Origin of the sequence: Brevibacterium sp. LE-L (assembly GCF_050214925.1) — a bacterium.
Classification (GTDB): Bacteria; Actinomycetota; Actinomycetes; order Actinomycetales; family Brevibacteriaceae; genus Brevibacterium.
On record NZ_CP189759.1, the window covers coordinates 1,895,826 to 1,921,735 of the forward strand.

19 protein-coding genes are annotated in these 25,910 nt (G+C 63.9%); 16 read left to right on the forward strand and 3 right to left on the reverse strand.

The features are described from left to right. Positions 1 to 15 precede the first annotated feature (15 nt). Both ACQE2J_RS08485 and ACQE2J_RS08490 read left to right on the forward strand, forming a co-directional pair. Positions 16 to 759 carry an SDR family oxidoreductase gene (locus ACQE2J_RS08485; protein ID WP_135542011.1) on the forward strand — a complete coding sequence of 248 codons (744 nt, stop codon included), beginning with the start codon at positions 16 to 18 and terminating at the stop codon, positions 757 to 759. A gap of 128 nt (positions 760 to 887) precedes the next feature. Then, on the forward strand, positions 888 to 2,087 hold the full coding sequence (locus ACQE2J_RS08490) for an acetyl-CoA C-acyltransferase (protein ID WP_135542009.1): 1,200 nt from the start codon (positions 888 to 890) through the stop codon (positions 2,085 to 2,087). Between the two features lie 349 nt (positions 2,088 to 2,436). Here ACQE2J_RS08490 and ACQE2J_RS08495 read toward each other — a convergent pair whose 3' ends face one another. Next, a complete protein-coding gene (locus ACQE2J_RS08495; protein WP_240690051.1) occupies positions 2,437 to 5,460 on the reverse strand; it encodes an HNH endonuclease signature motif containing protein in 3,024 nt (1,007 codons plus the stop codon). Between the two features lie 353 nt (positions 5,461 to 5,813). On the opposite strand from ACQE2J_RS08495, the gene ACQE2J_RS08500 reads away from it, so the two are divergent. From ACQE2J_RS08500 to ACQE2J_RS08525, 6 genes are all read left to right on the forward strand, one after another. Beyond that, complete coding sequence (locus ACQE2J_RS08500) at positions 5,814 to 7,130, forward strand: MATE family efflux transporter (RefSeq protein WP_135542007.1); 1,317 nt, start codon at positions 5,814 to 5,816, stop codon at positions 7,128 to 7,130. Continuing rightward, a complete protein-coding gene (locus tag ACQE2J_RS08505; RefSeq protein WP_426937449.1) occupies positions 7,127 to 8,080 on the forward strand; it encodes a GNAT family N-acetyltransferase in 954 nt (317 codons plus the stop codon). The genes ACQE2J_RS08500 and ACQE2J_RS08505 overlap by 4 nt, the downstream gene beginning before the upstream one ends. Positions 8,081 to 8,357: 277 nt before the next feature. Then, on the forward strand, positions 8,358 to 9,572 hold the full coding sequence (locus ACQE2J_RS08510; protein WP_426937450.1) for an amidohydrolase family protein: 1,215 nt from the start codon (positions 8,358 to 8,360) through the stop codon (positions 9,570 to 9,572). Positions 9,573 to 9,766: 194 nt separating this feature from the next. Beyond that, a complete protein-coding gene (locus ACQE2J_RS08515) occupies positions 9,767 to 10,309 on the forward strand; it encodes a DedA family protein (RefSeq protein WP_135542004.1) in 543 nt (180 codons plus the stop codon). Positions 10,310 to 10,599: 290 nt separating this feature from the next. Further along, positions 10,600 to 11,991, forward strand: coding sequence for a sodium:proton antiporter (locus tag ACQE2J_RS08520; protein ID WP_135542002.1), 1,392 nt, complete (start codon positions 10,600 to 10,602; stop codon positions 11,989 to 11,991). A gap of 43 nt (positions 11,992 to 12,034) precedes the next feature. Further along, on the forward strand, positions 12,035 to 13,342 hold the full coding sequence (locus ACQE2J_RS08525; protein ID WP_425120375.1) for an MFS transporter: 1,308 nt from the start codon (positions 12,035 to 12,037) through the stop codon (positions 13,340 to 13,342). Positions 13,343 to 14,631: 1,289 nt separating this feature from the next. On the opposite strand, the gene ACQE2J_RS08530 is transcribed toward ACQE2J_RS08525, so the two are convergent. Next, on the reverse strand, positions 14,632 to 16,488 hold the full coding sequence (locus ACQE2J_RS08530) for an ABC transporter ATP-binding protein (RefSeq protein ID WP_205676888.1): 1,857 nt from the start codon (positions 16,486 to 16,488) through the stop codon (positions 14,632 to 14,634). Next, positions 16,485 to 18,305 carry an ABC transporter transmembrane domain-containing protein gene (locus ACQE2J_RS08535; protein ID WP_205676887.1) on the reverse strand — a complete coding sequence of 607 codons (1,821 nt, stop codon included), beginning with the start codon at positions 18,303 to 18,305 and terminating at the stop codon, positions 16,485 to 16,487. The genes ACQE2J_RS08530 and ACQE2J_RS08535 overlap by 4 nt, the downstream gene beginning before the upstream one ends. 190 nt (positions 18,306 to 18,495) lie before the next feature. Here ACQE2J_RS08535 and ACQE2J_RS08540 point away from each other — a divergent pair, with 190 nt between their 5' ends. The 8 genes from ACQE2J_RS08540 (at position 18,496) to ACQE2J_RS08575 (ending at position 25,804) form a co-directional block, all read left to right on the forward strand. Then, on the forward strand, positions 18,496 to 18,720 hold the full coding sequence (locus ACQE2J_RS08540; RefSeq protein ID WP_425120376.1) for a SidA/IucD/PvdA family monooxygenase: 225 nt from the start codon (positions 18,496 to 18,498) through the stop codon (positions 18,718 to 18,720). Positions 18,721 to 18,932: 212 nt separating this feature from the next. Beyond that, positions 18,933 to 19,841, forward strand: a complete 909-nt coding sequence (locus ACQE2J_RS08545) for an ABC transporter ATP-binding protein (RefSeq protein WP_425120377.1) — start codon at positions 18,933 to 18,935, stop codon at positions 19,839 to 19,841. Between the two features lie 207 nt (positions 19,842 to 20,048). After that, positions 20,049 to 21,283 (forward strand): IS3 family transposase gene (locus tag ACQE2J_RS08550; protein WP_425120641.1). Its coding sequence is split into 2 segments (ribosomal slippage): positions 20,049 to 20,334 and positions 20,334 to 21,283, totalling 1,236 coding nucleotides; the frame shifts between segments, so codons are not numbered across the junction. Between the two features lie 28 nt (positions 21,284 to 21,311). Continuing rightward, a complete protein-coding gene (locus ACQE2J_RS08555; RefSeq protein WP_426937451.1) occupies positions 21,312 to 22,184 on the forward strand; it encodes an IS3 family transposase in 873 nt (290 codons plus the stop codon). Continuing rightward, on the forward strand, positions 22,105 to 22,884 hold the full coding sequence (locus ACQE2J_RS08560) for an ABC transporter permease (RefSeq protein WP_426937452.1): 780 nt from the start codon (positions 22,105 to 22,107) through the stop codon (positions 22,882 to 22,884). Before ACQE2J_RS08555 ends, ACQE2J_RS08560 begins: the two co-directional genes overlap by 80 nt. 14 nt (positions 22,885 to 22,898) lie before the next feature. Next, positions 22,899 to 24,110 (forward strand): sensor histidine kinase, encoded by a 1,212-nt coding sequence (locus tag ACQE2J_RS08565; RefSeq protein ID WP_165771709.1) that lies wholly within the window; start codon positions 22,899 to 22,901, stop codon positions 24,108 to 24,110. Beyond that, positions 24,107 to 24,772: a response regulator gene (locus tag ACQE2J_RS08570; RefSeq protein ID WP_135448420.1), complete on the forward strand. Its 666-nt coding sequence runs from the start codon at positions 24,107 to 24,109 to the stop codon at positions 24,770 to 24,772. Before ACQE2J_RS08565 ends, ACQE2J_RS08570 begins: the two co-directional genes overlap by 4 nt. Positions 24,773 to 24,898: 126 nt before the next feature. Further along, positions 24,899 to 25,804 carry an ATP-binding cassette domain-containing protein gene (locus tag ACQE2J_RS08575; RefSeq protein ID WP_096179180.1) on the forward strand — a complete coding sequence of 302 codons (906 nt, stop codon included), beginning with the start codon at positions 24,899 to 24,901 and terminating at the stop codon, positions 25,802 to 25,804. Positions 25,805 to 25,910 lie beyond the last annotated feature (106 nt).

A 25,910-nucleotide genomic window follows, 5' to 3' on the forward strand; every position in this document is an offset into this window, starting at 1 on the left:
CTGAGGAGCACGAATATGACTCGTACAGCTATCGTCACCGGAGGCGGACGCGGCATCGGCGCGGCAATCGCCAAGCGGCTCGGCGCCGACGGACTCAAGGTCGCCGTCCTCGACATGGGGCCGACAGACGACACCGTCGCAGCAATCAAGGCCGACGGAGGGGAAGCCCTCGGGCTCGAAGCCGATGTCTCCGACGAGGACTCGGTCAACGCAGCCGTCAAGCAGGTCGCTGACACCCTCGGTGCGCCCACCGTTCTGGTCAACAACGCCGGGATCCTGCGCGACAACCTGCTGTTCAAGATGTCGTATGAGGAGTTCAACAAGGTCCTCTCCGTCCACCTCGGCGGAGCTTTCCTCATGGCCAAGGCCGTCCAGTCGTACATGGTCGAAGAGAAGTTCGGGCGCATCATCTCGATGTCGTCGACTTCGGCGCAGGGCAACCGCGGGCAGACGAACTACTCGGCCGCGAAGGCCGGAATCCAGGGCATCACGAAGACCTGGGCCATCGAGCTCGGCAAGTTCGGCGTCACCGCGAATGCCATCGCCCCCGGCTTCATCGAAACCGACATGACGAAGGCCACGGCCGAGCGCGTGGGCATGGACTTCGACGACTTCGTCAAGGCCTCTGTCGAAGGCATCCCGGTTGCGCGCTCCGGCAAGCCCGAGGACATCGCCCACACGGCATCGTTCCTCGCCTCAGAAGGCGCCGGATTCGTCTCCGGTCAGGTCATCTACGTTGCCGGTGGGCCGAAGGACTGACCGTGAGCACCTGTTTGCGGGAAGCGGATCCCGCACGTCAGTGCCTGCTGGCGGGCAGCAGTTCTCGCAGGCCAGCACCATCCATGAACTCATGACGCGATGTTCGACATCTTCGAAAGGTTAGATCCATGAGAGAAGCAGTCATAGTCTCGACCGCGCGCACGCCGATCGGCAAGGCCTACCGCGGTGCATTCAACGACACTCAGGCCCAGGAGCTTGCCGGACATGCGATCAAGCATGCCGTTGAGCGGGCAGGTCTGGAAGGCGGTGAGGTCGAGGACGTCGTCTTCGGCGCCGCGCTCCAGCAGGGCAGCCAGAGCACGAACGTGGCCCGCCAGGCAGCGTTGCGCGCGGGTCTGCCCGTGACGGTCCCGGGGATGTCGATCGATCGGCAGTGCTCGTCGGGTCTGATGGGCATCGCCACTGCTGCGAAGCAGGTGCTCTTCGATGGTCAGGAGATCGTCGTGGGCGGTGGCGTGGAATCGGTGTCGTTGGTCCAGAACGACAAGATGAACATGTTCAGGGCGAAGGATCCGTGGCTCGAAGAGAATGTTCCCGGCATCTACTACCCGATGCTGGCCACCGCCGAGGTGGTTGCTGAGCGCTACGGCGTCAGCCGTGAAGCTCAGGACGAGTATTCGCTGTCCTCGCAGCAGCGCACTGCTGCCGGTCAGGAAGCCGGCCGTTTCGACGAAGAGATCGTGCCTCTGCCGACGACGAAAGTCGTTGTCGATAAGGAGACGAAGGAGACTTCGCGACAGGAGGTCCTCCTCACAGCCGACGAGGGCAATCGTCCTTCGACGACGCTGGAGAGCCTGGCCGGTCTCAATCCGGTGCTCGAACCCGGTGTGGCATCGAAGGTTCCGAGTATCACGGCCGGAAACGCCTCTCAGCTCTCCGATGGTGCTTCAGCCTCGGTGGTCATGTCCAGCGAGGAGGCAAGTCGGCGCGGACTCGAGCCGATGGGTATCTACCGCGGTATGGCTGTGGCCGGTTGCGCGCCGGACGAAATGGGCATCGGCCCGGTCTTCGCGATCCCGAAGCTGCTGAAGACGCACGGTCTGTCTATCGATGACATCGATCTGTGGGAGCTCAACGAGGCATTCGCTGTGCAGGCGCTGTATTGCCGCGATCGTCTCGGCATCGACCCGGAGAAGTACAACGTCGATGGCGGCGGCATCTCCGTCGGTCACCCCTATGGCATGACGGGTGCCCGTCTCGTCGGGCACGCTCTCATCGAGGGACGTCGTCGCGGCGCCAAGTACGTCGTCGTCACGATGTGCATCGGCGGCGGCCAGGGTGCAGCCGGACTGTTCGAAGTCTGCTGATCTCGTACGACGTTTCATCCGCCGAGGTGCTCGAACCTTGGGCCGCTGAGGAGCTGATGCTCCCAAGTGGTGAAGTCCCTGTGCGCTGGTGGCCCGAGGTGTTGTTGTGCTGATGCAATGGCCGTTCGCTGCGCGGACTCGCTGATGTGACGATGGTTCGCTGCCCGGACTTCCTGATGTGACAGCGGTCCGCCGCACCGATGATGCGCTGATGTATTGAAAGGTTGACGCGCTGGAGGGCTGAGAGTCTGAAGCGTCGACTGTTTGAGGGACTGACAAGCCGGTGGCATCTGGATTGAGATTGATCCAGATGCCACCGGCTTGTGTCGTACGGACTCGTGGCCGTGTATCAGAACGGCGGTGGTTCTCCGGAGTCCCAGAACCAGTCGCGGAGAACGGCGGACTCGTCGCCGGACTCGCTTCCCGCCCTATGTTCGGTCGGGGACTCACTTCCCCTCCGACGTTCGGCAGGATCGGTTGGGGCAGAAGGTTGGAAGCTCGTAATGGAGTGGGGATCGGCTTCTCTCCATCCGGGCTGTCCGTCGGCGGCAGCCGGCTCGGGGCAAGCCGATGCCCTCCGCCGTTCACCGGGGGTCGGCAGAGAACCGCAATCGGGCGAAGGCAATGGCTTCTCGTGCGACGACGATGACTTGTCGTGCGCTGACGATGACTTCTCGTTGGACGACGGCGACTTCCCGCCGGGAGCTGGCTGCTTCTCCTGATCGGGTGGCTTGTTCGTTCGGGGCATGCCGCGGCCGAAGCGTTCGAGGAACAGGCGCGCGTGCTCAACGTTGAGGGGATTGTCTGGAACGACGACTTCAACGGTGGCGCCCCGACGGAACACATATTCCAGATGACCGGGTTCGGTCATCCTGACGTCGTACTTTCCGTCGGTCTTCTGCTGGTGGTGGACCTTGCACAGGCAGTGGAGATTCCCGAACCGGGTGAGTCCTCCCTGACTCGGATCAGAGTGGTTGAAGGGGTCGATGTGGTCGATCTCTGTTGTCTCGGCGGGCCGAGTGCATCCGGGGAACGTGCAGGTCACGAACTGTGCGACCAGTGTTCTTCGAATGCTGTTGGGGATTGCGTAAGTCGTCGCCTTCGCGTCGACGGGAGTGCCGGTCGCCGGGTCGGTGAGCAGGCGAGTCCAGGTGGTGGAGTACCCGGCGACCCTGCGTGCCATATCGGCAGGGATCGGGGATCCGTCCGGCAGTGTTCCAGCGAGATTGCACACCTCGTCCGAAGTCAATGGTGCGTCGGAGGGCGGTAGCTCGAATGTTGGTGATGAGTCGGTCGGCGGTGGGTCGAATGTTGATGGTGCGCCAGTGGGTGGTGGCTCGGATACAGGTGGTGCGCCCTCGGGCGGTGGCTCGGACGTTGGTGGTGCTCCTGAGGGTGGGGGAGCAGCGGCCTCGCCGGCGTGAGCATCGACGTGGTCTCCGTCGCATTGCTCTTGGAGCTGGCTGAGCAGGGTCAGCATGGGCACGGTGATGAAGGTCCGTGCCTGATTCGACAGCCAGTACTCGTTCGTCGGCATGTCCAGGAGGAACTCGAAGCTGATTCGACGGGCTCCTTCGTGACGGATCGGCAGTCCGAACGCGTCGGGAGAACCGACGACTGCTTCGCCTGTGTCTTCGCCAGCGGGTCGTGCCCCGCTGGCGCGTGATCCGATGAGGGAAGCGAGAGCGCCGGTCAGTTCCTCTCCGACGGGTTTGTTGGCCGCTGGGCCGGTGCTGTCGCTCGGGGTGGTGCGGCTGCTGAGAATGGCTTCGAGGAGCTGTGACTCAAAGGCACGATGGGCTGGGGTGATCTGTGAAAGGTCGGCGGTCTCTGGCCGACTCGCGACGGGGTCATCCTGGGCTCTGGCGGACTCCGCCTGTGTCTGGTGGGAGTATCCGTTGGCGTCCATGTCATCGAAGACGCGCTCGATGAGGTCGAGCAGAGACTCGCCCTCACGCAGAGGGACGCCGTCGATCCCGGAGAGGAGCCCGTCGAGTGGGAAGTCCGTATTCGTCGACTTGCCGTCAACCCCGTTGGTGCTGATGATGCGCAGCTTCATCTGCGGTCTCGTCCGGGTGAGGATGTCGAACATGAGCGCCGAGATCGATCGGTCGTCATCGAAGCAGTCTCCGTCCTTCAGCTGGCCGGAGAAGGCACTGGTGTTGCTCTTATAGACGGCACGCGCGAATGCATCCAGTCTCCGGTAGCAGGCCTGGAGTTCGGGCGCGGGCCCGGTCAGGGTGAGGTAGGCGGTTCCGTCGTCACCGGCGGAATAGTCGACGCGACGGCGCAGGGCGACGCTTTCGAGGGTGTCGTCGGGCGGCTGGGTTGCCGCAATCTTGAGTGCGAGTGAACGCTTGAACGTCTCGATCGTGATATCGGCGCGCCGCCTGGCCAGAAAGTTGTCGATCGCGGGGAAATGCTCGAAATGGAGATCGCGGCACGCGCGGGTCACACAGTCGACGTGTTCGATGGTGAAATCGCCGTCGAGGCAGCGGCGCAGGAACTTCGGCAGTCCGTGCGCAAATGTCATCGCCGAGGTCATATGGCGAAGCGAATTGCTCGTCGTGGCTCCGAGCAGGCTGGAGTACACGCCGGCCTCCGTCATCTCGATGTTGCCGCGCAGCCACGTGAAGAACGTGAGCTTCGGGTCGAAGCCGGGGAAGTCGGGCAGGGGTTCGGGGCTGTCGAGCAGCTGTTGAGCCAACATGCGCACACGACGCAGGTGCCGGCCCGCGGCGCGGTTCTTCTTCCGTCCTCGTCCTGTGCCGAACTTCGTGCCGGTCTCCGCTTCGACCTGAGCCAATGCCGTCGTCCAGGCGAGAGTCTCAGCGGCCGTGAGCTGACCCGTGAACGAGCGCCGGCCGGCGTCGGCGGAAGGCGCCGACGCACGGGAGCGTTCCGCCGCAACCGATGGGGACGCTGATGGAGACGAAGACTCCTCGACGGCTGGTGCGCTCGCCTCCTCGCCGGTCGGGGAGCCACCGCCTGCAAGGGCCCTGTTGCCGTGAGCATCCTCCGCGGCGCTTTCCGCGCAGCCAGCGGATGTCCCGGGCACGGCACCGCAGTGGCGTGTGACGGTCTCCGTGAAAGGGGCGAACTCGTAGACAGAGTCAGGCTTTCCTGCCTTGAGGCCGAGGACATAGGCCACGTCTTGGACGACCGCTCGGCTGGTGGCGATGAGGGAATTGAACTGAGCGAGACTGCTTTCGGTGTAGGCACGGAGCAAGTCAATGAGGTCGCTGTCTTCGGCGATCTCGAGCCGACGACCATGCGTCCGGCGGTGCTCAGCCAGGAGTTGAGCGTCCGCGTCGGCAGGGGGAGCAGCAGGCAGGATCGATGTCGAGCTGTCGTTGTTGCCGATGGTCTTCATCGGTGCTGCCTCTCTCCACGTCTCTGTGGAAGTCGAGCGTCGGGAAAGTCCCTACCTCAATTATACGATCAGGAGATAGAGATGAATATTACTATCTGATTACAAATAGAACAGCCAGTCACAAACAGTCCGTCCAAATAGCTTGACTGCAAATCCATTCATCTCTCCGTTGTTTGTCATCCCACAGTATCGTTCGCCACTGACACGAGATTCCGAGCAGGCTCTGCGCTCGGTCCGACGGCTGCCCGGTCAGTGTCCCCGACCCTGCGTCCACCCGACCTGCATTCCCGACACAGCGGTCACTCCACTGCTCACTTGGGCTCTCGGCGAGGGCGATTCGTTAGAATCGACCTGTGGCAGCGATCGACAAGAACATTCTCCGTTTGGCCCTCCCCGCACTCGGAGCCCTGATCGCCGAACCGATTTTTCTGCTCACGGACACGGCTATGGTCGGCCACCTCGGCGCGGGTGCTTTGGGATCACTGGCGATTGCCTCGACGATTCTGCAGACGGTCCTCGGTCTGATGATCTTCCTCGCCTATGCCACGACCCCGCGCGTCGCCAAACGGATGGGATCGGGGGACCGGGCGGGAGCGATCACGGCCGGCTTCGACGGAATCTGGCTCGCCCTGTGCACTTCGGTGCTGCTCATCATCATCGGACTGCCCCTGTTGGACACCGCGATCGCAGCTTTCGATCCGGGGCCGGCGATCACCTCGGGGGCGCATTCCTACCTGGCGATCTCCTGGTGGGGTCTGCCGTTCATGCTCACCGTCATCGCCGCCACCGGACTCCTGCGCGGGCTGCAGGACACGAAGACCCCGCTGATCGTCGCGGCCGTCGGATGTGTGGCGAACATCGGCCTCAACGCGCTGTTCATCTACGGGCTCGATATGGGTGTGGCGGGTTCTGCGATGGGCACAGTCATCGCGCAGGCCGGGATGTGCACCGTCTACATCGTCATCTCCGTGCGTGCGGCCAAGCGTCTCCACGCCACCGTCCGCCCCGACTGGTCGGGCGTGTTCACCTCGGCGAAGACCTCCGGCTGGCTGCTCGTCCGCAACATCTCGCTGCGTGCCGCACTCATCATCCTCGTGTTCATCGCCACATCGATGGGCACCACGGAACTCGCCGCGATCCAGGTCGCCCAGAGCATCTTCTTCGCTCTCGCTCTCGCCCTCGATTCGCTTGCCATCGCAGGCCAGGCGATGATCGGGCTCGAGCTGGGGGCGAGGAACGCCGAGGCAGTCGCCGCGATCAACCGGCGACTGTGCCTGTGGGGAATCGTCTTCGGCCTCGTCGTCGGCGTCATCCTGTTCGCCGGCTCCGGCATCATCCCGCGGGCCTTCGCCTCTGACGCCGAGGTGGTCACCGAACTGACCGCACTGCTGCCGGTGCTGGCGGTGAGCATGCCGATCGCCGGGTACGTCTTCGTCCTCGACGGCGTTCTCATGGGAGCCGAGGACGCGCGCTACCTCGCTCTGGCACAATTGGTCGCTGTGGTCGGGTATGCGATCCTGCTCGTTCCGATCGTCGCACTGTGGCCGGGCGCGCCGGGACTCTGGGCCGCATTCTGCATCGGATTCGTCGGCCTGCGCGCCGTGACCTTGGGTTGGCGAGTCCGCAACCGGGCGTGGATCGATCGCGCCGTTGAGAAAGGAATCTCATGACCGCTGGGAAGAACGAAGCTCAGGACCCGCAGACCACCCCCGCCGAGGCTGGGTCCTCCTGGCTGCGCGGACGGATCCGTCCGCTGCCGGCTGGGGCCGACGACGAAATCTTCCTGCCCTTCCTCGACCTGTGCTTCAACTGGTCCATGGACCAGCCGCGCATCGAGATCGACGAGCTCCGCTACCGCAGCGACGCCGTCTTCTACTACCGCGATTGGGGACGCGACGGTGACATCGCCGTGGCCGCCCACGCCGAGGCGGACACCGACTCGCCGATCGTCGGGCTCGCTTGGGTGCGCTTGGCCGATATCGCCGACGTCGTCGGCAAGGTCGACGAACGTGTGGGCGGGGACTTCGCGGCGGCTCTGGGGAAATCCGGCGCCGAGGTGGTCCCCAGCGAGATCGTGACCGACGCAGCGGGAGAAGCTGAGAGTACGGCCGGTGCGGGTGAGGCTGAGGGCACAGGGGCTGCCGACGGTGCGGGTGAGGCTGACGGTGCGGGCGAGGCTGACGGTGGAGGGGAGACCGACGTCGCAGGTGGGGCTGAGGCTGCGGGTTCAGCCGGTGCCGCGGGCGAGGCTGACGGTGGAAGCGTGGAGGACGAGACCGCTGACACCGCCGCCGCGGAAGCAGAGGGGGAAGGTGCCGAGACGGCGTCCGCCGATCTGACACCGGCCGACGATGCTGCGCCCTTCACCGGGTACGGCTGGGTCGCCGCTGACATCCCCGAGCTCTCCGTCGCAGTCCTCCCCGAATACCAAGGGCAGGGGATCGGCGGCGCCCTCGTCGACACCGTGTGTGCGCTCGTGCGGATGAGCGGATACCCCGCAGTGAGCCTCGCCGTCGAAGACGGCAACGGCGCAGCGAAGCTCTACACCGACCGGGGCTTCGTCTCGGTCGGTCGGAATGGGGGCTCCGACGTCCTCGTCCGACGACTCAAGACGGACTGACCCTACACGTCGGGCCCGGAGCGTGGTCCCGACGTGTCAGACAGTCGCGTGCGAGTCTGACCGCCAACATCACTCACGGCCTCACAGTCTCACAGTCTCACTGCCTCGCTTCCTGGCTGCCTCACCGCCCCACGGCCTTACTGCTTCACGGTCTCGCTACCTCACAGCTTCACGGCCTCACTGCTTCACTGTGTACGGGCGGGGGAGTCCGTGATAGATGTGAAGGATCGGCTGCACACGGCCGACCAGTTGGTTTTCAATGATGAGGAGCACGCCTATGGTCACAGTTCTGTCCCACGCCACGGTCTTCGACGGCACCCGATTCCTGCCCGGCACCCGGGACGTCGTCCTCGACGGAGGGCGGGTCGCCTCGGTGACGGAGGGCGGCCAGGGATCGCACAACGCCTCAGATGACTTCGTCGACTGCACGGGCCAGACGATCATCCCGGGAATCATCGACTGCCACGTCCACTTGACGAGCTCGGGGGCGGCCTCGTCCTCGAACTTCCACGATCCGTTCTCGCTGCAGTTCTACAACTCCGTCGCCCATATGGAGTCCACGCTCAAGGGCGGGGTGACCACGGTCCGCGACGCCGGCGGCACCGACCTCGGGGCGAAAGTCGCCGTGGAGACAGGCGTGGTGCGTGGGCCGCGGCTGACGATTGCGGTCAACATCATGTCCCAGACCGGCGGCCACGGAGACTTCCACCTCGTCTCCGGAACCGAATCGCCGTTTCTCGGCCCCCACCCCGGCCGACCCTCCGGCGTCGCCGACGGGCTCGAAGGCGTGCAGAAGAAGACGCGCGAACTGCTGCGGGCAGGTGCCGACCACATCAAGATCTGTTCCACCGGTGGGGTGCTCTCGCCGCGGGACGATCCTCGCCACTCTCAGTTCACCGAAGCCGAGATCGCAGTCATCGTCGCCGAGGCGGCCGCCCAAGGCGCCCATGTCATGTCCCATGCCCAGGGCGCGCCGGGAATCAAGTCCGCCGTGCGTGCGGGTGTCCGATCGATCGAACACGGAATCTACCTCGACGACGAAGCCATCGACCTCATGCTCGAACACGGCACCTACCTCGTCCCGACCCTGCAGGCCCCGCAGGCAGTGATCAAGGCCGCCGAGGCGGGGGCGAGCCTGCCCGCCACCGTCGTCGACAAAGCCCACCGTGTCGTCGAAACGCACCAGAACTCGATCGCCCGCGCCCATGAGGCCGGGGTGCCGATCGCGCTGGGCACCGACGCCGGAGTCGGCCCACACGGGCAGAACCTCGAAGAGATCAGCCTGCTCGCCGAGGTGGGACTCTCGACCGTCGAAGCCCTCTGCGCCGGGACCTCGGTGGCGGCTCGTGTGCTCGACGATGATCGGGTGGGTCACCTCGGCGAAGGCGGGCTGGCCGATCTCGTCGTCGTGGAGGGGGATCTGCGCACGGACGATGTCCGCGGGATCGAGAGCCGGGTCAATGCCGTCTACCTCGAAGGCGTGCTCGTCTGAACCGTGGTCGACTGTCTGCCCGGCGGTCCGGTGCTGGGTGAGCGGGCACTGAGCGGTCTGGGGCTTGTCGGTCCAGCGGCCTCGACGCGTGAGATCGGTCTCCACCGATCGTCTGGTGAGGGGAACCTAACTTAACAGGGGTATGATGGGTGGAGCCGAATCGTCGATGCCGAGCAGGAGGAACGCGCCCACCGATGAACCCCCTCGACTGGTCATTCCCGATCGCCGTCACCTGGCTGATCATGTTCGGCATCATCATCTGCCGTGCCGGCGGCACCTTCCTGCTCGGGCGTCTGGCACGCACCGGAATCCGCAAGATCGAACGCGTCGACAAGATCATGTCCGGATCGAAGTACCGGAAGGCCGAAGGCATGATCGAACGCTTCGGCGCTCCGGTGATCGCGGTGAGCTTCCTCATGATCGGTGTGCAGACCGTGCTCAACCTCGCAGCGGGGACGACGGGAATGAGCTACCGGCGGTACCTTCCGGCGCTCGCCGTCGGCGGAGCGATGTGGGCGACGATCTACTCGACGGTCGGACTCATCGGCTTCAAAGCGCTTGCCGCCGGATATCAGGCAGCTCCCGGCCTCACCGTCGGGCTCGCCGTGTGCTTCGCCCTGGCCATCATTGGTCTGGTCATCGGACTGAAGAAGCCGACCGAACCCACCGAGGCGGCCGCCGGAACCCGCTCGGACGCGGGGCCGAACCCGTCGAATACCGAACCCACCGGCGCCTGAGCCCCCGTGCCGGGTCGCGCACCGGCGTGTGGGCGCCCTCGGTGATGTGTCGGACTGACACGGTCAGAGTGGGCTGCCTCGGTGAAGCTGTCGTGTACTTACCCGGTTACGGTGGGCCGCCTCGGCGAGGTGCGCGTGTCCGGCAATCGCCGTGGTGAGCGGCCTCGGGAGGTTTCCGTCCACCTGGCAAGTCGAGGATGGAACCTGTCTCGTGGTTCAGTAGAGTGGTGCTCTGTCAGCGTCGACAGGACGAGAGCGCTCGTCGACAGTAAGAGAAGGAGGGTCCGCGGATGGTCGTGGCCTGGTGGAGCATCATTCCGTTCGTTCTGCTGCTCGGGTGCATCGCGGTGCTCCCCTTGATCCCGGCTACTGAGAAGATCTGGGATCGCAACCTCGTCAAACTCATCGTCGCGCTCGTCCTCGGCGTGCCGATCGCGGTCTGGTTCCTCATCGGCGGAGAGGCGACCACCGTCATCGATGCGCTCCTCGAATATTTCCAGTTCATCGTGCTCATCGGCAGTCTGTTCGTCGCTTCGGGCGGAATCTTCCTCGTCGGCGACATCAAAGCGACGCCGAGGAACAACACGATCTTCCTCGCCGTCGGTGGTGTGCTCGCCTCCTTCATCGGCACCACGGGTGCGGCGATGCTGCTCATCCGACCGATCCTCAACACGAACCAGGACCGCAGACACCGGACCCACACGGTCATCTATACGATCTTCATCGTCGCGAACTGCGGCGGTCTGCTCACGCCGCTGGGCGATCCGCCGCTGTTCCTCGGCATGCTGCGCGGTGTGCCGTTCGAATGGACCTTCGGACTGTGGCCGTACTGGCTGTTCGTCAACGTCTTGCTGCTCATCAGCTACTTCGCCCTCGACACGAAGATGTATGCGCGAGAGCCGGAGGAGGCTCTGGCGAAGGACGCCGAGTACGTGACCAAACTCGGTCTGCGCGGGGCCAGCGGTCTGATCTTCCTGGCGATCATCATCCTCGCCGTCGCCTTCATCCCCTCGGTCGACATGCACGCGGTCGAAACCGGGCACGCGACGTTCGCCGACTATGTGCCCTGGCGCGAGCTCGTCATGCTCGGCTCGGCGGTCACGTCGTTCCTCGTCGGCGACCGGGGCGCAAGATTCAACCTCAACAAGTTCACCTGGACGCCGATCCTCGAAGTCGGTGCCCTCTTCATCGGCATCTTCCTCACGATGATGCCGGCGCTGCAGTACCTCAGCCAGGTCGCGCACAAGATACCGCTCAACGAGATCTCGCTGTTCGTCTTCACCGGCGGGCTGTCCTCGGTGCTCGACAATGCGCCGACCTATGTCACCTTCTTCGAGATGGCCTCTCAGGTTCCCGGCGAACCGCAGGTCGCCGGCGTCGCCGAGACCCTGCTCATCGCGGTCTCCCTCGGCGCAGTCATGGGCGGAGCCGTGACCTACATCGGCAATGGACCGAACTTCATGGTCAAGTCCGTGGCCGACTCTGCGAATGTGGCCATGCCGAGCTTCGGCGGCTACGTCTGGTGGTCGCTGCGCCGCCTCGTGCCGATCCTCGCTTCGATGGTGCTCATCTTCATGACGGACGGCATCTGGCTGCCTCTGCTGGGCGTGCTCCTCGGACTGCTCATCCTCGGGCAGGCCGGACGCGACCTGCGCGGGGCGAAGGTCTCCTCCGGCTCATGAGCCTCGACGAGGTGAGACAGGTGCGTCGATTGGCGGGTCCGGTGTGCCGGTAGGCGGCGGGCACGGATCCGGTCCGCGGGCAGCCGCCGGCGTCGGCCTCTACTTCGCTGGGAACGGGGCCGTCTTCGCCGGGCTTCTGCCCTGGTATCCGCTCCTCGTCGAACGGCTGGGATTGAGTTCTTGGCAGTTCGGACTCGTCGTCGCCTGCTTCGCGGTGGGCTCGCTGCTGTCCTCAGCGCTGCCGGCCGCGCTCATCGCCCGCTTCGGAGCTCACCGGGTCGTGATCGGCGGGACGGTGCTCCTCGGTGCGGCCGCTGCCGCGACCGCGTGGTCGGTCAACGGCGTGATGATGGCACTGTGCCTGTTGCTGCTGGGCTGCTGTGACGCGATCGTCGATGTTGCCCAGAACGTCGTCGGCATCGCTGTGCAGGAGAAGCTCGAACGCACGATCCTGTCCTCGATGCACGCGCTGTGGAGCCTCGGCGGACTGCTCAGCGGCGCCGCCGCCACGGCCGCGGCGAGCTCGGGCGCGGACATGCGGGCGTGGTTGGCGGTCGTCGCCCTCATCGCGGTGGTCCTCACAATGATCGGACGCCGGCTCATCCGCGACACCGCGTTTCCTCGGCGAGTGATCGATTCGGATGCCGACGGACCCGTGGGCGATGCATCGCGGGAAGACTCCGGTGCGCGAGATGCTGCCAGGGGTGAAGCCGGCAGGGGAAAGGAGTCGGACGGGTCGTCGGAGGAATCGTGGTCGGAGGCGTCGTCACGGGCCGGCCGATCGAAGCGCGCGGTCCTTCTCGCAGCATTGCCGTTGGCGATCGTCGCGATCTGCGGGGCCGCGGTGGAAGACATCGCGAACAACTGGGCGGGACTGGCCGCCGTCGAGTTCGCGAACGTTCCGGCCGCCTCGGCGGGTATCGCCTTCAGCATCGTCATCGGCAGCCAGTGCCTCGGCCGGTTCAGCGGGGACGTCCTGGTGACGCGGTTCGGTGCCGGACGGATTGCCCGGATCGGCGGCGGACTCATCGGCATCGGCGGGATCGGCGCAGTGTTCGCGCAGGAGCCGGTCATGCTGCTCATCGGGATGGTACTGCTCGGCTACGGTTCGGCGACGCTCGTGCCCGGTGCCCTCGGGGCGGCTGCACGGTTGCCCGGTGTGGGACGGGCCGGGGGAGTGACGTTGGTGAACTGGCTGATGCGCGTCGGCTACCTCGGCACGAGTCCACTGGTCGGCGTCATCGCCACCGAGGCAGGACTGCGCTGGGGCCTCGGGCTGCTCGTCCTCGTCGGCGTGCTCACCGTCGTCTTCGCCCGCAGGCTCGACGTACCCGGGGCCGGCCGAAACTGAGCTTCGACCTCGACCGCGCAGGCCACACGATTCGCGGCAGGATCGACCGGTTGGCTGCGCCCGCCTGCCGTGCCGACCAGGTTTGGTGCGCCCGTCTGTCACATTTCGTACATCCCATCGGGTTCGAAACTGATGAGGTGTACGAAAAGTGGTGGGTGAGAAGCGCGGAGTCGCATAAAGCTGCTTTGCGACAGATTGGATGCCGCAGAAAGCCAGGAGACGGGCGGGAAAAGAAAAAATGTGCCGCGTCATCGAGTGAACGATGTCGCGACACATTCGGGCGTCGGGCTAGCGGGATTTGAACCCACGACCTCTTCACCCCCAGGTGGGCGACAAGCCCTCTTATTACTCTGACCTGGGATTTCTGCGGTCCTGCGACGGCAATTTCACGTCATGCAATGCATGGGATGCATGATTCTGGTCCCGGTTTGGTCCCGGCGTTTCAACCTTTCCTAGAGTCGTGAGCGCAGTCCATTGTGCCTGTGCACATGTAGCTTCTCAGCTTTGTAGAGGGCGACGGTCACCCGGGGCTAGCCTGCTCGATGTTGAAATGAGAGCTTACCCGGAAGGCCGAGGTTCTACGCCTCGGCGTTGCACGGAGACGGCAGCCGTAGGGAGTCCTCCGTTGCCTTCATCTCTCTTCCAAGGGCGACGGCTGGGCAACGACCGGCCATGTCGTCGACCTCGAAGACGTAGCTCTTGGGTGGCGTGGGCCTCGTCCGAAAGGCCCTCGTAGCGTCAAATCGGTAGGGCCTCGTTGGCAGCTACCATGCACCAGAGTGACTGATCGATCCTGCTTCGGACGGTGGTTCGGATGGTGTGGTAGGGGTCAAAGTGGGACATCGAAGTAGGGAATCATGGGTTAAGGTCTTGGGAAAGAACTACTTACCCTACGAACTGATGTTGCTCTTTGCAGACGATGGTCTATTCATCAACCAATCGAAAAGGGCGTTATCTGCAGAGCATGAGTTGCAGGAAAGCGATGTCCTTTTGGATACGGAGTCGATTTCGTGAAGTACTTGACTCACGAACTATGCGTCGATGGCAGGCACCTTGCACAAGCGCCTTGATCTCCATGGATTCTCATAGCAGCGAATATGCTACTGCAGTGAGGAGCGCAGCTGACTCACAAAACACGGACTGCAGGCGTGGGGGAAGACCGATAGTGAGATTTGCTTCTGCTCCAATAGTTACCTCGCCAGAATCATCAACCGACATCTCAACGCGCAGAATCATCCGTCGAAGATAGAGGTGGCTCGATACTGAGATATCATAAATGATTGCTGGCCTTAGACTTGGGTTGGAGCGGCCGTCCAGGCTGACCAGAGCTGGGCGTAGCGGCCGTCGGCGCCGACGAGCTCCTCGTGAGTGCCGTGCTCGACGATCCGCCCGGCATCCATGACGAGGATGCGGTCACAGATCCTTGCTTGACTGAGACGATGCGCGATGACGATCGCCGCGCGGCCCGCGACGGCCGACTCGGCGGCACGATCGAGGCGGTGCGCATGTTCGGAGTCGGCCTCGGCGGTCGCCTCGTCGAGGATCGCGAGCGCGGGGTTGCGCAACAGCAGCCGCGCCAGGGCGATGAGCTGGGCCTCGGCGGCCGTAAGGCGGTGCCCATGCTCGCCGACGACGGTGTCGAGGCCCTCGGGCAGTGTCTCCACGAGATGCCCGGCGTGCACGCGATTGAGAGCGTTGTGGAGCAGATCGTCATCGGCTTCCGGCGCCGCCAGCAGGAGATTGTCGCGCAGGGAGGTGTCGAAGACGTGATGCTCCTGGCTGAGATAGGCGATGCTGTCCCGAGGCACGGCCCTCCGAAGCGTGCCCCTGTGGGTCTGGCGGTGACCCGCGACAAGCCTGGCCACTGTGGTCTTCCCCGAGCCGGAGGCGCCGACCAGCGCGATCCGCTCGCCCTCTCGCACATACAGGCTGATGTCGTGGAGGACATCGTGGCCATCACGATAAGAGAAGCCGACATCGTCGAGCCGGACCAGCGCAGATGTGGAGTTCGATCGGTCGCCCGCGCGACCGCCGAACTCGGTGACTCCGCCGGCGGATGCTGCCTCGGCGCTTGCCGAAGTCGTCCCGGGGACGTCTGGCTGCTGCCGATCCGCCGATCGGATGTGCGGCTGCATGTTGATCACGCCGGCAACGCGGGCGAAGGACGCCTGCGCGGACTGCAGATCGTCGATGACGAACATCAGCTGCCCGAGCGGCCCCACGATCCGGAAGTACAGCATGGCCGCCGCGGTCGCCTGCCCGACCGTGGTGTGGCCGGCGGCCGTCGCCCAGAAGGCGCAGCCGAGGATGAGCAGCATTCCGATCGCCTCGGCGAGGTTGATCCGGCTGAAGAGCCGGTTCTGCATGATCCGGGCCCGCATCGCCCATCGCACCAGTTCCCAGGTGCTCCGTCTGATGCCCGCCATCCGGGCCGATCCCAGGCGATAGGCCCGGACGGTGGGGAGAGCGTGGAGGGTGTCGAGGGCATGCTGGCTGCGGGTGCCCTCGGCCGCCCGCTCCGCGGCGTAGACAGGCGGTGCCGTGCGCAGATACCAGCGTGCGGCGAGCAGGTACAGCGGCATGGCGACCAGTATCGTGACACCGAACCTCCAGTCGACGACCGCCATGCCGCCGAGGGACAGGAGCAGCGTGAATACCGCCGCGGCGAGCTGGGGGATGACACGGGGCACGGAATCCGAGATCTCCCGGATGTCGCTCGAGGCCCGGGACACGATATCGCCCGAGCCGGCGGCGTCCACGGTCTCCTCCGGCAGGCGCAGAACTCGCGAGACGTAGCGCTCGCGCATCCCGGCGATCATAGTCTCCATCGTGCGGGCCATGATGACCAGCCCGAAGAACTCCGCCGCACCCGCGGCGATGACGGAGAGGACCAGCAGCCCGAGCTGCCACCAGAGAACGGTAGGGATCGCCTTCCCGTCGCTGGTGGAGACGGTGTCGACGATCCAGCCGACGACCATCGGGAACACCAGGCCGAGCGCGGCGGCGGTGATGAGGAAGACCACCGCGGCGAGGAGTGCGAATCGGTGCCCGGCGCTGAGGGAGCGCAGCATGCCGCGCATCTGTCTGCCGTCGGCGAGCGGGAGGCGCCCCGGCATCCCGGCGGATGCGGTCGCAGTGGAGGTCATGAGCGCTCCTCGTTCTGTGTTGTGTGTCGGCCGGAGATGCGGAGATCCGCGCATTGGGCGAACAGCGGTGAAGAGGTGAGCACGATGGTGGTCCGGCCGGCCCGCCGAGCCTTGAGGTCCGCAGCCACCTGGGCCTCGGTGACGGGGTCGAGGGAGTTGCAGGGCTCGTGCAGGACGAGCACCGGAGGATCGACGGCGATGGCTCTCGCCAAGGCCACTCGCTGGCGCTGGCCGCCGGAGAGCCCCATTCCGGAATCGCCCAGGACTGTGTCGTAGCCCTCGGCGAGTTCGGAGACGAGGGGCCTGCAGCCGGCGGTCCCGAGCGCATCCTCCGCCCGACGGCGCCCCTCGTCGTCGCCGTCGGCGCCAGTGCTGGCGGCGCTGTCGGCGCCGACCCGGACGTTGTCGAGGAGGCTTCCTTCGAAGAGATCGGCATCGTGCGGGGCGGCGAGGACGATGCTCCGCACCGCCTCGGGGTCGAGGATGTCCATCGGCTGCCCGGCGATGGCGATGGACGAGGACGGCGAATCGGGGCCGAGGGGCGAGCGGTAGGAGAGCGCATCGGACAGGGCATGCGCATCCGCGGCCGAGAGGTCCAGCACCGCGAAAGTGCCCGGTCCGACCGTCGCGGAGAACTCTCCCGCGGGCAGTGGCACCCGATCGAAGCGCACTTCGGGCGGGCGGGCGGCGGTGTCCGCGGTGTCGCGGCCGGCACCTGGACCATCTGTGTGCCGCGGAACGGTGCGGGTGCCGAGAGCGTCGTTGCGGTGGGGCGAGTGGAGCAGGTCGAGCACGCGAGACGCCGATGCCATTGCCATGGCCCAGAAGCTTCCGGCCTGACCGATGAGGGATCGCAGGGGATACATCATCGTCTGCGCCAGACCGGCGGCCGTGACGAGTCCTCCGATGCTGATCTGCCCGCCGAAGGCGAGGAAGGCGGCTCCGGCCGTGACCGCTGCGGCGAAGAGCCCGGTGAAGATGGTGGTCGTTCCCTCGAATCCGCTCAGCGCCGTGCGGGCGGACAGTGTTCCCCGCAGCGCTGCCTGGCTCAGTCGGCGGAACCGCTGCTCGGCGAACGGCTGGGCGTGGATGCCGGCGAGGATGCGATAGCCGGCGACGAGGTCGGTCGCCGCTCCTGTGGCATCGGCCGTGCGCTCCTGTTCGCTGACGCTGCGGCGCTGCAGGGGCCTGGACGCCAGTGACATGATGACGAGGAGCGCGGGTGCCCCGATGACCACGCCGAATCCCAGCGCCGGGTGGATGAGGAACAGCGACACGGCAGCGACGAGGATTCCGACGAGCTCTCCGATGGGATACACCGCCACGTACAGTGCCAAGCACGCACGCCGCACATCCAGGGTCGTCACTGCGAGCAGCTCGCCGGGCATCCGAGAACGATCGCCGAACCCGCGCGGGTCGAGGATCCTGTCGAGGATCTTCGCGGACAGCTCGTACTGAGCGCGCTGCACCCCGTACCACCCGAGGCGGCCGCCGAATCTGAACGTGAGATTCATCACGACGTAGAGGCAGGCGATCGCACCCAGCCAGAAGAGGAACCTCGGCACCGTGTCCTCCCATGGAGAACCGTTCGTCAGAGGTGCGATCCCCTCATCGATCGTCCTTCCCAGCGCGACGGGGAGGAGCATGTTCGCCACGTTGAAGAGCACGAGAAGCACGGCCCCTGCCAGGGCAAACCATCGTGCGGAGCGGATGATCGCCCACCCGAGGCCGGGCGCCGAGGTTGAGGGATGGATGCGGATGAGCTCCTCGGAAGGGGCTTCCTCCGGAGCTTCGAACCAGGTGGGGAGTTGCGGCAAAGCGTTCGGCCTTCGATGTTGATCGTGATTGTCGGTGAATCTGAAGTTCATCTAAGCCTAACCTTACTTCGGGTGATATTGTCGAGCTGTCCGCCTCTGGGCGGGGTCCGGTCTCCGCCCGCTGACCGCGGTGCACCGAGCGGCCCGTCCGATACGAACGCCACCGATCCGAAGAGGAGCACAGACACAGATGCATACGACGACCGGCGTGAAGCCGGACCCGGTCACCCCGATCGAGTCCTCGGCGGCGAACGGAAGACTCACGGCCCAGGGCGACGAGATCGATGTCCTCGGCGTCGGCTTCGGCCCGGCCAACCTCGGCCTCGCCATCGCGATCGAGGAGGCCAATGCTCAGCTGCCCGAGAGTCTCCGCCTCAGCGCACGGTTTCTCGAACAGAACGAGAGCTTCGGATGAGGGCTGAGCCCACTTCAGCAACCCTCAGGCACGAACAAGCCAATCGATGCCCAGCATGACTACCGATCATGCTGGACACCGACCACCAGGCGTTCGGGTCTAACGAGGGAAGGCGGGCTCGCTGTGGATGGTAACTGCCCCGCAGCGAGCCCGTTCTTGCTGCACAGTGAGACTGGTGCAATCGTAGCCGACTGGCCTACGCTCGTCGCCCAATGACCCATCATAGCGAACGCCCGGTCGTCCGCGTCAAAGATCTGCGCATGCGATACGGCAACGTCGACGTACTCCGCGGCGTAGATCTGGAAGTCCGTGCAGGAGAGGTTGTCGCTCTTCTCGGACCGAACGGTGCAGGCAAGACCACGACGATCGCCGTGCTCGCCGGATTGAAACGTCGCTCCTCTGGTTGCGTCGAAGTGCTCGGTCTGGATCCTGATCTCGCGGACGATGCCTGGCGCGCACGAATCGGTATCGTGCTGCAATCTTGGCGTGATCATCGACGATGGCGAGTCCGAGAACTACTTCATCACATGGGCACCTACTACTCGCCGTACTCGTCGCCGGAAGTCGCGCGCCCTTTCTCCACGGATGAACTTCTCGAACAGGTGGGCCTCACTGCCGAGGGCAGGAAAAGAGTGGGTGCCTTGTCGGGTGGCAAACGCCGCCGATTGGATGTCGCAATCGGGCTCATAGGAAACCCGGAACTCCTATTCCTTGATGAACCGACCGTCGGGTTCGACCCGGTCGCACGTCGAGACTTTCGCCAGATGATTCTCCGCCTATCCCGAGAGTGGCACACGAGCATTATTCTGACCACACACGATCTTGTCGAGGCGGAAGAGCTGTCCGAGAGCATCGCCATACTCGTCAACGGAACGATTGTAAGGCGCGGCTCGACCGGGGCCGTCTCCAGTTCAATGGTGGGCTCTGATCGAGTCTCCTTCCGCGTTGCCGACGAGCTGCACCAGCACGATATAGATCCACAGCAGACCGTTGAATTCGTCCGCCAAGTCTTGAACAGGCACGAAGCCGATCTCACTGACCTTGAGGTTCACCGACCGACGTTGGAAGACGCGTACTTGAAGTTGATCGGAGGGATGCCGGGTGAAGCCAATAGTAAATAGGAGCCAGTTGGCAGTCGCGTTGCAGGCAGGGTTCTCCCGCGGACTTATCGAGTTTCGAAACTCAATAAACACGATCGGCGGATACATCTTCTTCCCGCTCGTCGCCATCGTCGTTCTGTACTTTTTGCGCGATGTGACGATCGCTGGATCTGTGGGGTGTCATGATTTGAGTAGACAGCAGAACCCGATGAAAGGAAACTGCTGCACATGACTACCAACCAATCCCCGCGGCGGCCCCGCAGAGAGTTCACCTCGGAGTTCAAGGCCGACGCCGTCGCGATGGTCACCGACCTCGGGAAGTCCCGAGCCGAAGTCGCCCGCGACCTCGACATCAACGAGTCGACGCTGGGCCGGTGGGTCGCGAAGGCCACTGGCACTGAAGGAACCGGCTCCGGATCAGCTCGACGCGCTCCCGACGCCAACAGTGATGACCCGGCCGAGATGGCCAAGGAAATCGCTCGTTTGAAGCAGGAGAACGCGTTCTTGAAAAAAGCCGCGGCCTTCTTCGCGAAGGAACAGCCGTGAGCGCGAAGTACGAGCTGATCCACACCGAAGAAGGCGCCTTCCCCGTCACCTTGATGACCCAGATTCTGGGAATTGAGCGCACCGGCTACTATGCGTGGAAGAACCGGCAGGACACCGAACCGGACCCTGAGTCCAGGCGTGGTCGCCGCCAGATCGTCGCCGACCGGGTCTACGCCCTGTGGTTGGCGTCGAACAAGGTCTACGGCATTCGCCGGATCCACAAGGATCTCGCAGCCGAAGGGATCACCGTTTCGCTGGGGTTGGTCGCTGCGATCATGCGCGAGCTCGGGATCGCGGGTGTCCAACCCCGGGCAACGAAGCGAACCACGATCCCTGCCGCCGATGCCCAGGACAGGGCGGATCTGGTGCGGCGGGAGTTCAACCCGCCGGTACCCACGACGCATCTGGTCAGCGACATCACTTATCTGAAGACGGGTGAGGGGTGGTTGTTCCTGGCCACGGTCATCGATCTCACGACCCGGATGGTGGTGGGGTGGGCGACGGCGAAGCATATGCGCACGAGTCTGATCATCGATGCTCTTAAGGTCGCCTACCAGGGCGGATACGTTGCCGAGGGCGCAATAGCGCATTCGGATCGAGGCAGCCAGTACACCTCTGCGGAGTATGCGGAAGTCGCACGATTGATGCAGGTTCGCTTGTCAGTGGGCAGGACTGGGGTGTGTTGGGACAACGCGGTCGCGGAGGCGTTTTTCGCTTCGTTGAAGAATGAGATGTTCCATCGTCAGCGATTCGCTACTCGCGCAAGGGCACGGCTGGCGGTCGCGGAGTATATCGAGGTGTTCTACAACCGGAAGAGGCGTCACTCGGCGTTGGGCTATGAGATCCCTGCCCGGGCGATGGAGTCGTTCTTCGATCGCACCGAGACGGAATCATCGGCAGCCGACCGGGCTGCTTGAGGAAATAGTGTTCTCCTGTCGAAACAACTTGACACAGTCCACCCAGATTCTGGGAATTGAGCGCACCGGCTACTATGCGTGGAAGAACCGGCAGGACACCGAACCGGACCCTGAGTCCAGGCGTGGTCGCCGCCAGATCGTCGCCGACCGGGTCTACGCCCTGTGGTTGGCGTCGAACAAGGTCTACGGCATTCGCCGGATCCACAAGGATCTCGCAGCCGAAGGGATCACCGTTTCGCTGGGGTTGGTCGCTGCGATCATGCGCGAGCTCGGGATCGCGGGTGTCCAACCCCGGGCAACGAAGCGAACCACGATCCCTGCCGCCGATGCCCAGGACAGGGCGGATCTGGTGCGGCGGGAGTTCAACCCGCCGGTACCCACGACGCATCTGGTCAGCGACATCACTTATCTGAAGACGGGTGAGGGGTGGTTGTTCCTGGCCACGGTCATCGATCTCACGACCCGGATGGTGGTGGGGTGGGCGACGGCGAAGCATATGCGCACGAGTCTGATCATCGATGCTCTTAAGGTCGCCTACCAGGGCGGATACGTTGCCGAGGGCGCAATAGCGCATTCGGATCGAGGCAGCCAGTACACCTCTGCGGAGTATGCCGAAGTCGCACGATTGATGCAGGTTCGCTTGTCAGTGGGCAGGACTGGGGTGTGTTGGGACAACGCGGTCGCGGAGGCGTTTTTCGCTTCGTTGAAGAATGAGATGTTCCATCGTCAGCGATTCGCTACTCGCGCAAGGGCACGGCTGGCGGTCGCGGAGTATATCGAGGTGTTCTACAACCGGAAGAGGCGTCACTCGGCGTTGGGCTATGAGATCCCTGCCCGGGCGATGGAGTCGTTCTTCGATCGCACCGAGACGGAATCATCGGCAGCCGACCGGGCTGCTTGAGGAAATAGTGTTCTCCTGTCGAAACAACTTGACACAGTCCACTGACTCCTCGGTTGGCTCTTACGCGATCCCGGGAATCATCGCATTGAACGCGATACTGTCCGGACTCATGGGCATCGCCTCAACCCTCATGCAGGAGAAGGACGACGGTACGCTCCTACGCGCGCAATGCCTTCCACACGGAACGTTGTCCTACTTCGTTGGAAAAATTGTCGCTCAATCGTCCCTCGCGCTGATCGCCTTTCTTCTCGTGACGACGTTCGCTGTCGTCATGCTCGGCGGCGTGCAATCTGAGCCCGCGTGGCAGATACTCTCCCTCCTTTGGATTGTTCCCTTGGGTCTTGCGGCGACTCTTCCGATTGGCGTCATTTTCGGTGCGTTCTTGAGTAGGCCTCGACAGTTGAGTTTCATTTCGCTTGCGATGATGGCGATGACCGTTGTATCCGGGATCTTCTATCCGATCACCACGATCCCAGTATTCCTCCAGTGGCTGGGGCTTGGTTTTCCCCTGTACTGGTTGGGTGCCGGTATGCGGTCGGCTCTGCTGCCGCCCACAGTCAACACAGAGGTACTCACGGGAGCATGGGTGCCAGGAGCAACGCTTGCAGTGCTGGCGACCTGGGCAGTGCTCGGCGCAATCGTCGCAGGCGTTGTCCTTCGGCGCGCCGGCCAGCGCGAGAACGGCACACGGAACCACTGACGAGAGCGGGAGCCATGCCAGCATCGATTCGACGCACGTTCGCCTCGATTCTCACGCCCGAAATTCAACCCGCAACAGTGACCGCGCGATACGCATGGGCGATCGACACGGCCCTCGTTATGGGCGTGTTCCTCTACAACTTGCCGATCGTGTTCGCGTTGGCTCCCAACCCGAGTACTTTTCCCCTCCCTGGCCTGCTCGTCTCGATCGGACTGTGCTTTCCCTACCTCTGGCGAAGGAGTTATCCGCTCGTCAGCTACGCTGTGATTTGCTCAGCGTGTCTTCTCCAGCTCATCGTCAACGAGGGAATACTCGGGGCGAACGTCATGGTGCTTTTCACCGTGTTCAATATTGCGACCCGTTACAAGCTCCCCGTGTCATCCCTCGCCGCGATGCTGGCATCAGCTTGCCTTCTGGTTGCATTCGCTCCCGCAATCATCGACTATGGCGTCCAATTCGGTGTTCAATCAAGCCTCATACTTGTGACCATCGCCGCATGGCTCATCGGAGTCTCACTCAGAGTGTGGCGCTCATATATAGCAAGTTTGAAAGAGCGCACACTGCAGCTCGAACGCGAGAAGGAAGCTCAAGCTCGGATCATCGCTGCCGAGGAGCGCAATCGCATCGCGAGGGAGATCCACGATGTCGTCTCCCACAGCCTCAGCGTTGTTGTACTCATGACCGAGGGAGCGATGACTCGGATTCGCGATGATCCCAATGGCGCTACTGAAGCCCTCACGACGGCCCGCGATACTGGCCGTACTGCCATGACGGAGATGCGCCGTATGGTAGGCGTGCTGCGCACCAGTGAAGCATCATCGCTGTCACCGCAGCCTGGTGTCGCTGATGTTGACACGCTCATCGAAGCTTCGAGTGCGACAGGAATAGCCACGTCGCTGACGACCCAGGGAGATCCACGTGACCTGCCGGCCGGCCTGGACCTCTGCGTCTTCCGAATCGTTCAAGAAGGGCTCACCAATGCACGCAAGCATGGCGGCACCGGCCTGAGTCGCGTGGACGTGTGCCTCGGGTACACCCCCAACGACGTCCTCGTGGATGTCCGCGATGACGGCGGCGGGAGGCGCGCCAGCTCATCCGAAGGCGGTCATGGCGTCGTGGGCATACGTGAACGTGCGTCTCTCTACTCCGGGACCGTTGAAGCAAGAAATCTGCCTTCAGGAGGCTTCGCCCTCACCGTACGACTCATGATCGGAGAAGACTCATGACAATTCGGCTCCTTCTCGTAGATGACCAGGAGATGGTCCGTGCTGGACTTCGCATGGTGCTGGGCTCGCGCTCCGAGTTCGACATCGTCGGAGAGGCTGAGAACGGGGTCACGGCCGTCGACCTCGCTAGATCGATGGATGCTGACGTCGTCTTGATGGATGTTCGCATGCCTCTGATGAATGGGGTTGAGGCCACGGCAGCTATTTGTGAGAGCGAAGGGCCCCGGGTTCTGATTCTCACCACGTTCGACTTGGATGAATACGTCTACGACGCTCTCCGAGCCGGCGCGAGCGGCTTCATCCTCAAGGAGGCACCAATCGAGGAGTTAGTTTCTGCGATCGTGCACGTCCATCGGGGTGATGCAGTCGTGGCACCGAGCACCACACGGCGTTTGATCGAGCACTTTTCCACCAACGGCCAGGAAAGCTCGGCCCAGGTGGAAGCGCAAAATTGTCAGGTTGGCATGCTCAGCGAGCGCGAGATCCAGGTGCTCAAGGCACTCGCGCAAGGAATGTCAAATGCTGAAGTTGCCGCAGAGCTCTTCATCGCCGAGAACACGGTGAAAACTCATGTTCGCCGGATTCTGACCAAGCTTGACCTGCGCGACCGGGTGCAGGCGGTGGTATTCGCGTACAACACGGGCATCGTCGGCCGTCGGTGACGGCGCGAATGCAGTTCACAGGGTCGCCGAATCGTGCCGTTCGAGCCCGATTCGCTCAGAAGGATTACTGCAGGTTCACTACCAGGGAGGACGACATAAAGCGCTGATCAGAGAAGCATAGATGGCATGTCAACGATCGTCGCCACAGAGAACCTGTCCAAGCGCTACGGCAGCCGCACTGTCGTAGAGAACCTGAACCTTCGCGTCCCCGAGGGGGCGATCTATGGGTTCCTCGGCCCGAACGGGTCGGGCAAGTCTACGACCATGAAGATGCTGCTCTCACTCATTCAGCCCTCCACCGGCGAGGTGCAGATCATGGGACAGCCCATGACACGGTCCACCCGTCGCGGGCAGTTGGGACGGATCGGCTCACTCATCGAGTCGCCTCCTGGCTACGGGCACCTGACGGGACGAGAGAACATGCGGATCATCCAACGACTCCTCGGGTTGAACGATCAGCAGATCGGATTCGCGATCGCGACCGTACGCATGCAGGGGCAGATGGACAAGAAGGTTCGCAACTACTCCCTCGGGATGAAGCAGCGGCTCGGAATCGCCATGGCACTGGCCCGGCAACCGAAGCTGTTGATCCTCGACGAGCCGACAAACGGCCTCGATCCCGCAGGGATCGAGGAGATGCGCGATCTGCTGCGTCGTCTCGCCGAAGGCGGAGTCACCGTCATGGTCTCCTCGCATCTGCTCGGCGAGATCGACAAGACGGCGACCACCCTGGGCATTCTCTCCGGCGGCAGGATGATCTTCCAAGGGACCCGCGACGAACTGTTCTCCGCAGCCACCCCAGACGTGCTCATCCGATGCTCAGACCCCCACCGCGCGCACGCCGTGCTCTCCAGCGGATTGGACAGTCGCCTGGACCGCACAGATGTACGCGTTCCCGGCATCGGAGAGAAAGCCACGGCCGGCGTCATCGCATCTCTCGTAGGCGAAGGAATCGGCATCTACGAGGTCCGCCGCGACGAGCAGACGCTCGAGCAGGTGTTCATGGGCCTCACCGAAGGAGGCGGGCTGTGAATCGGGAGCGCCAGAAGACGACGACCGCAGGCAAGGTCCTTGGCAACCTCTCTCCGGCGGCCCCTAAGACAGGCAAGAAGAAGCTCCGAAAGACGAAGATCACTCC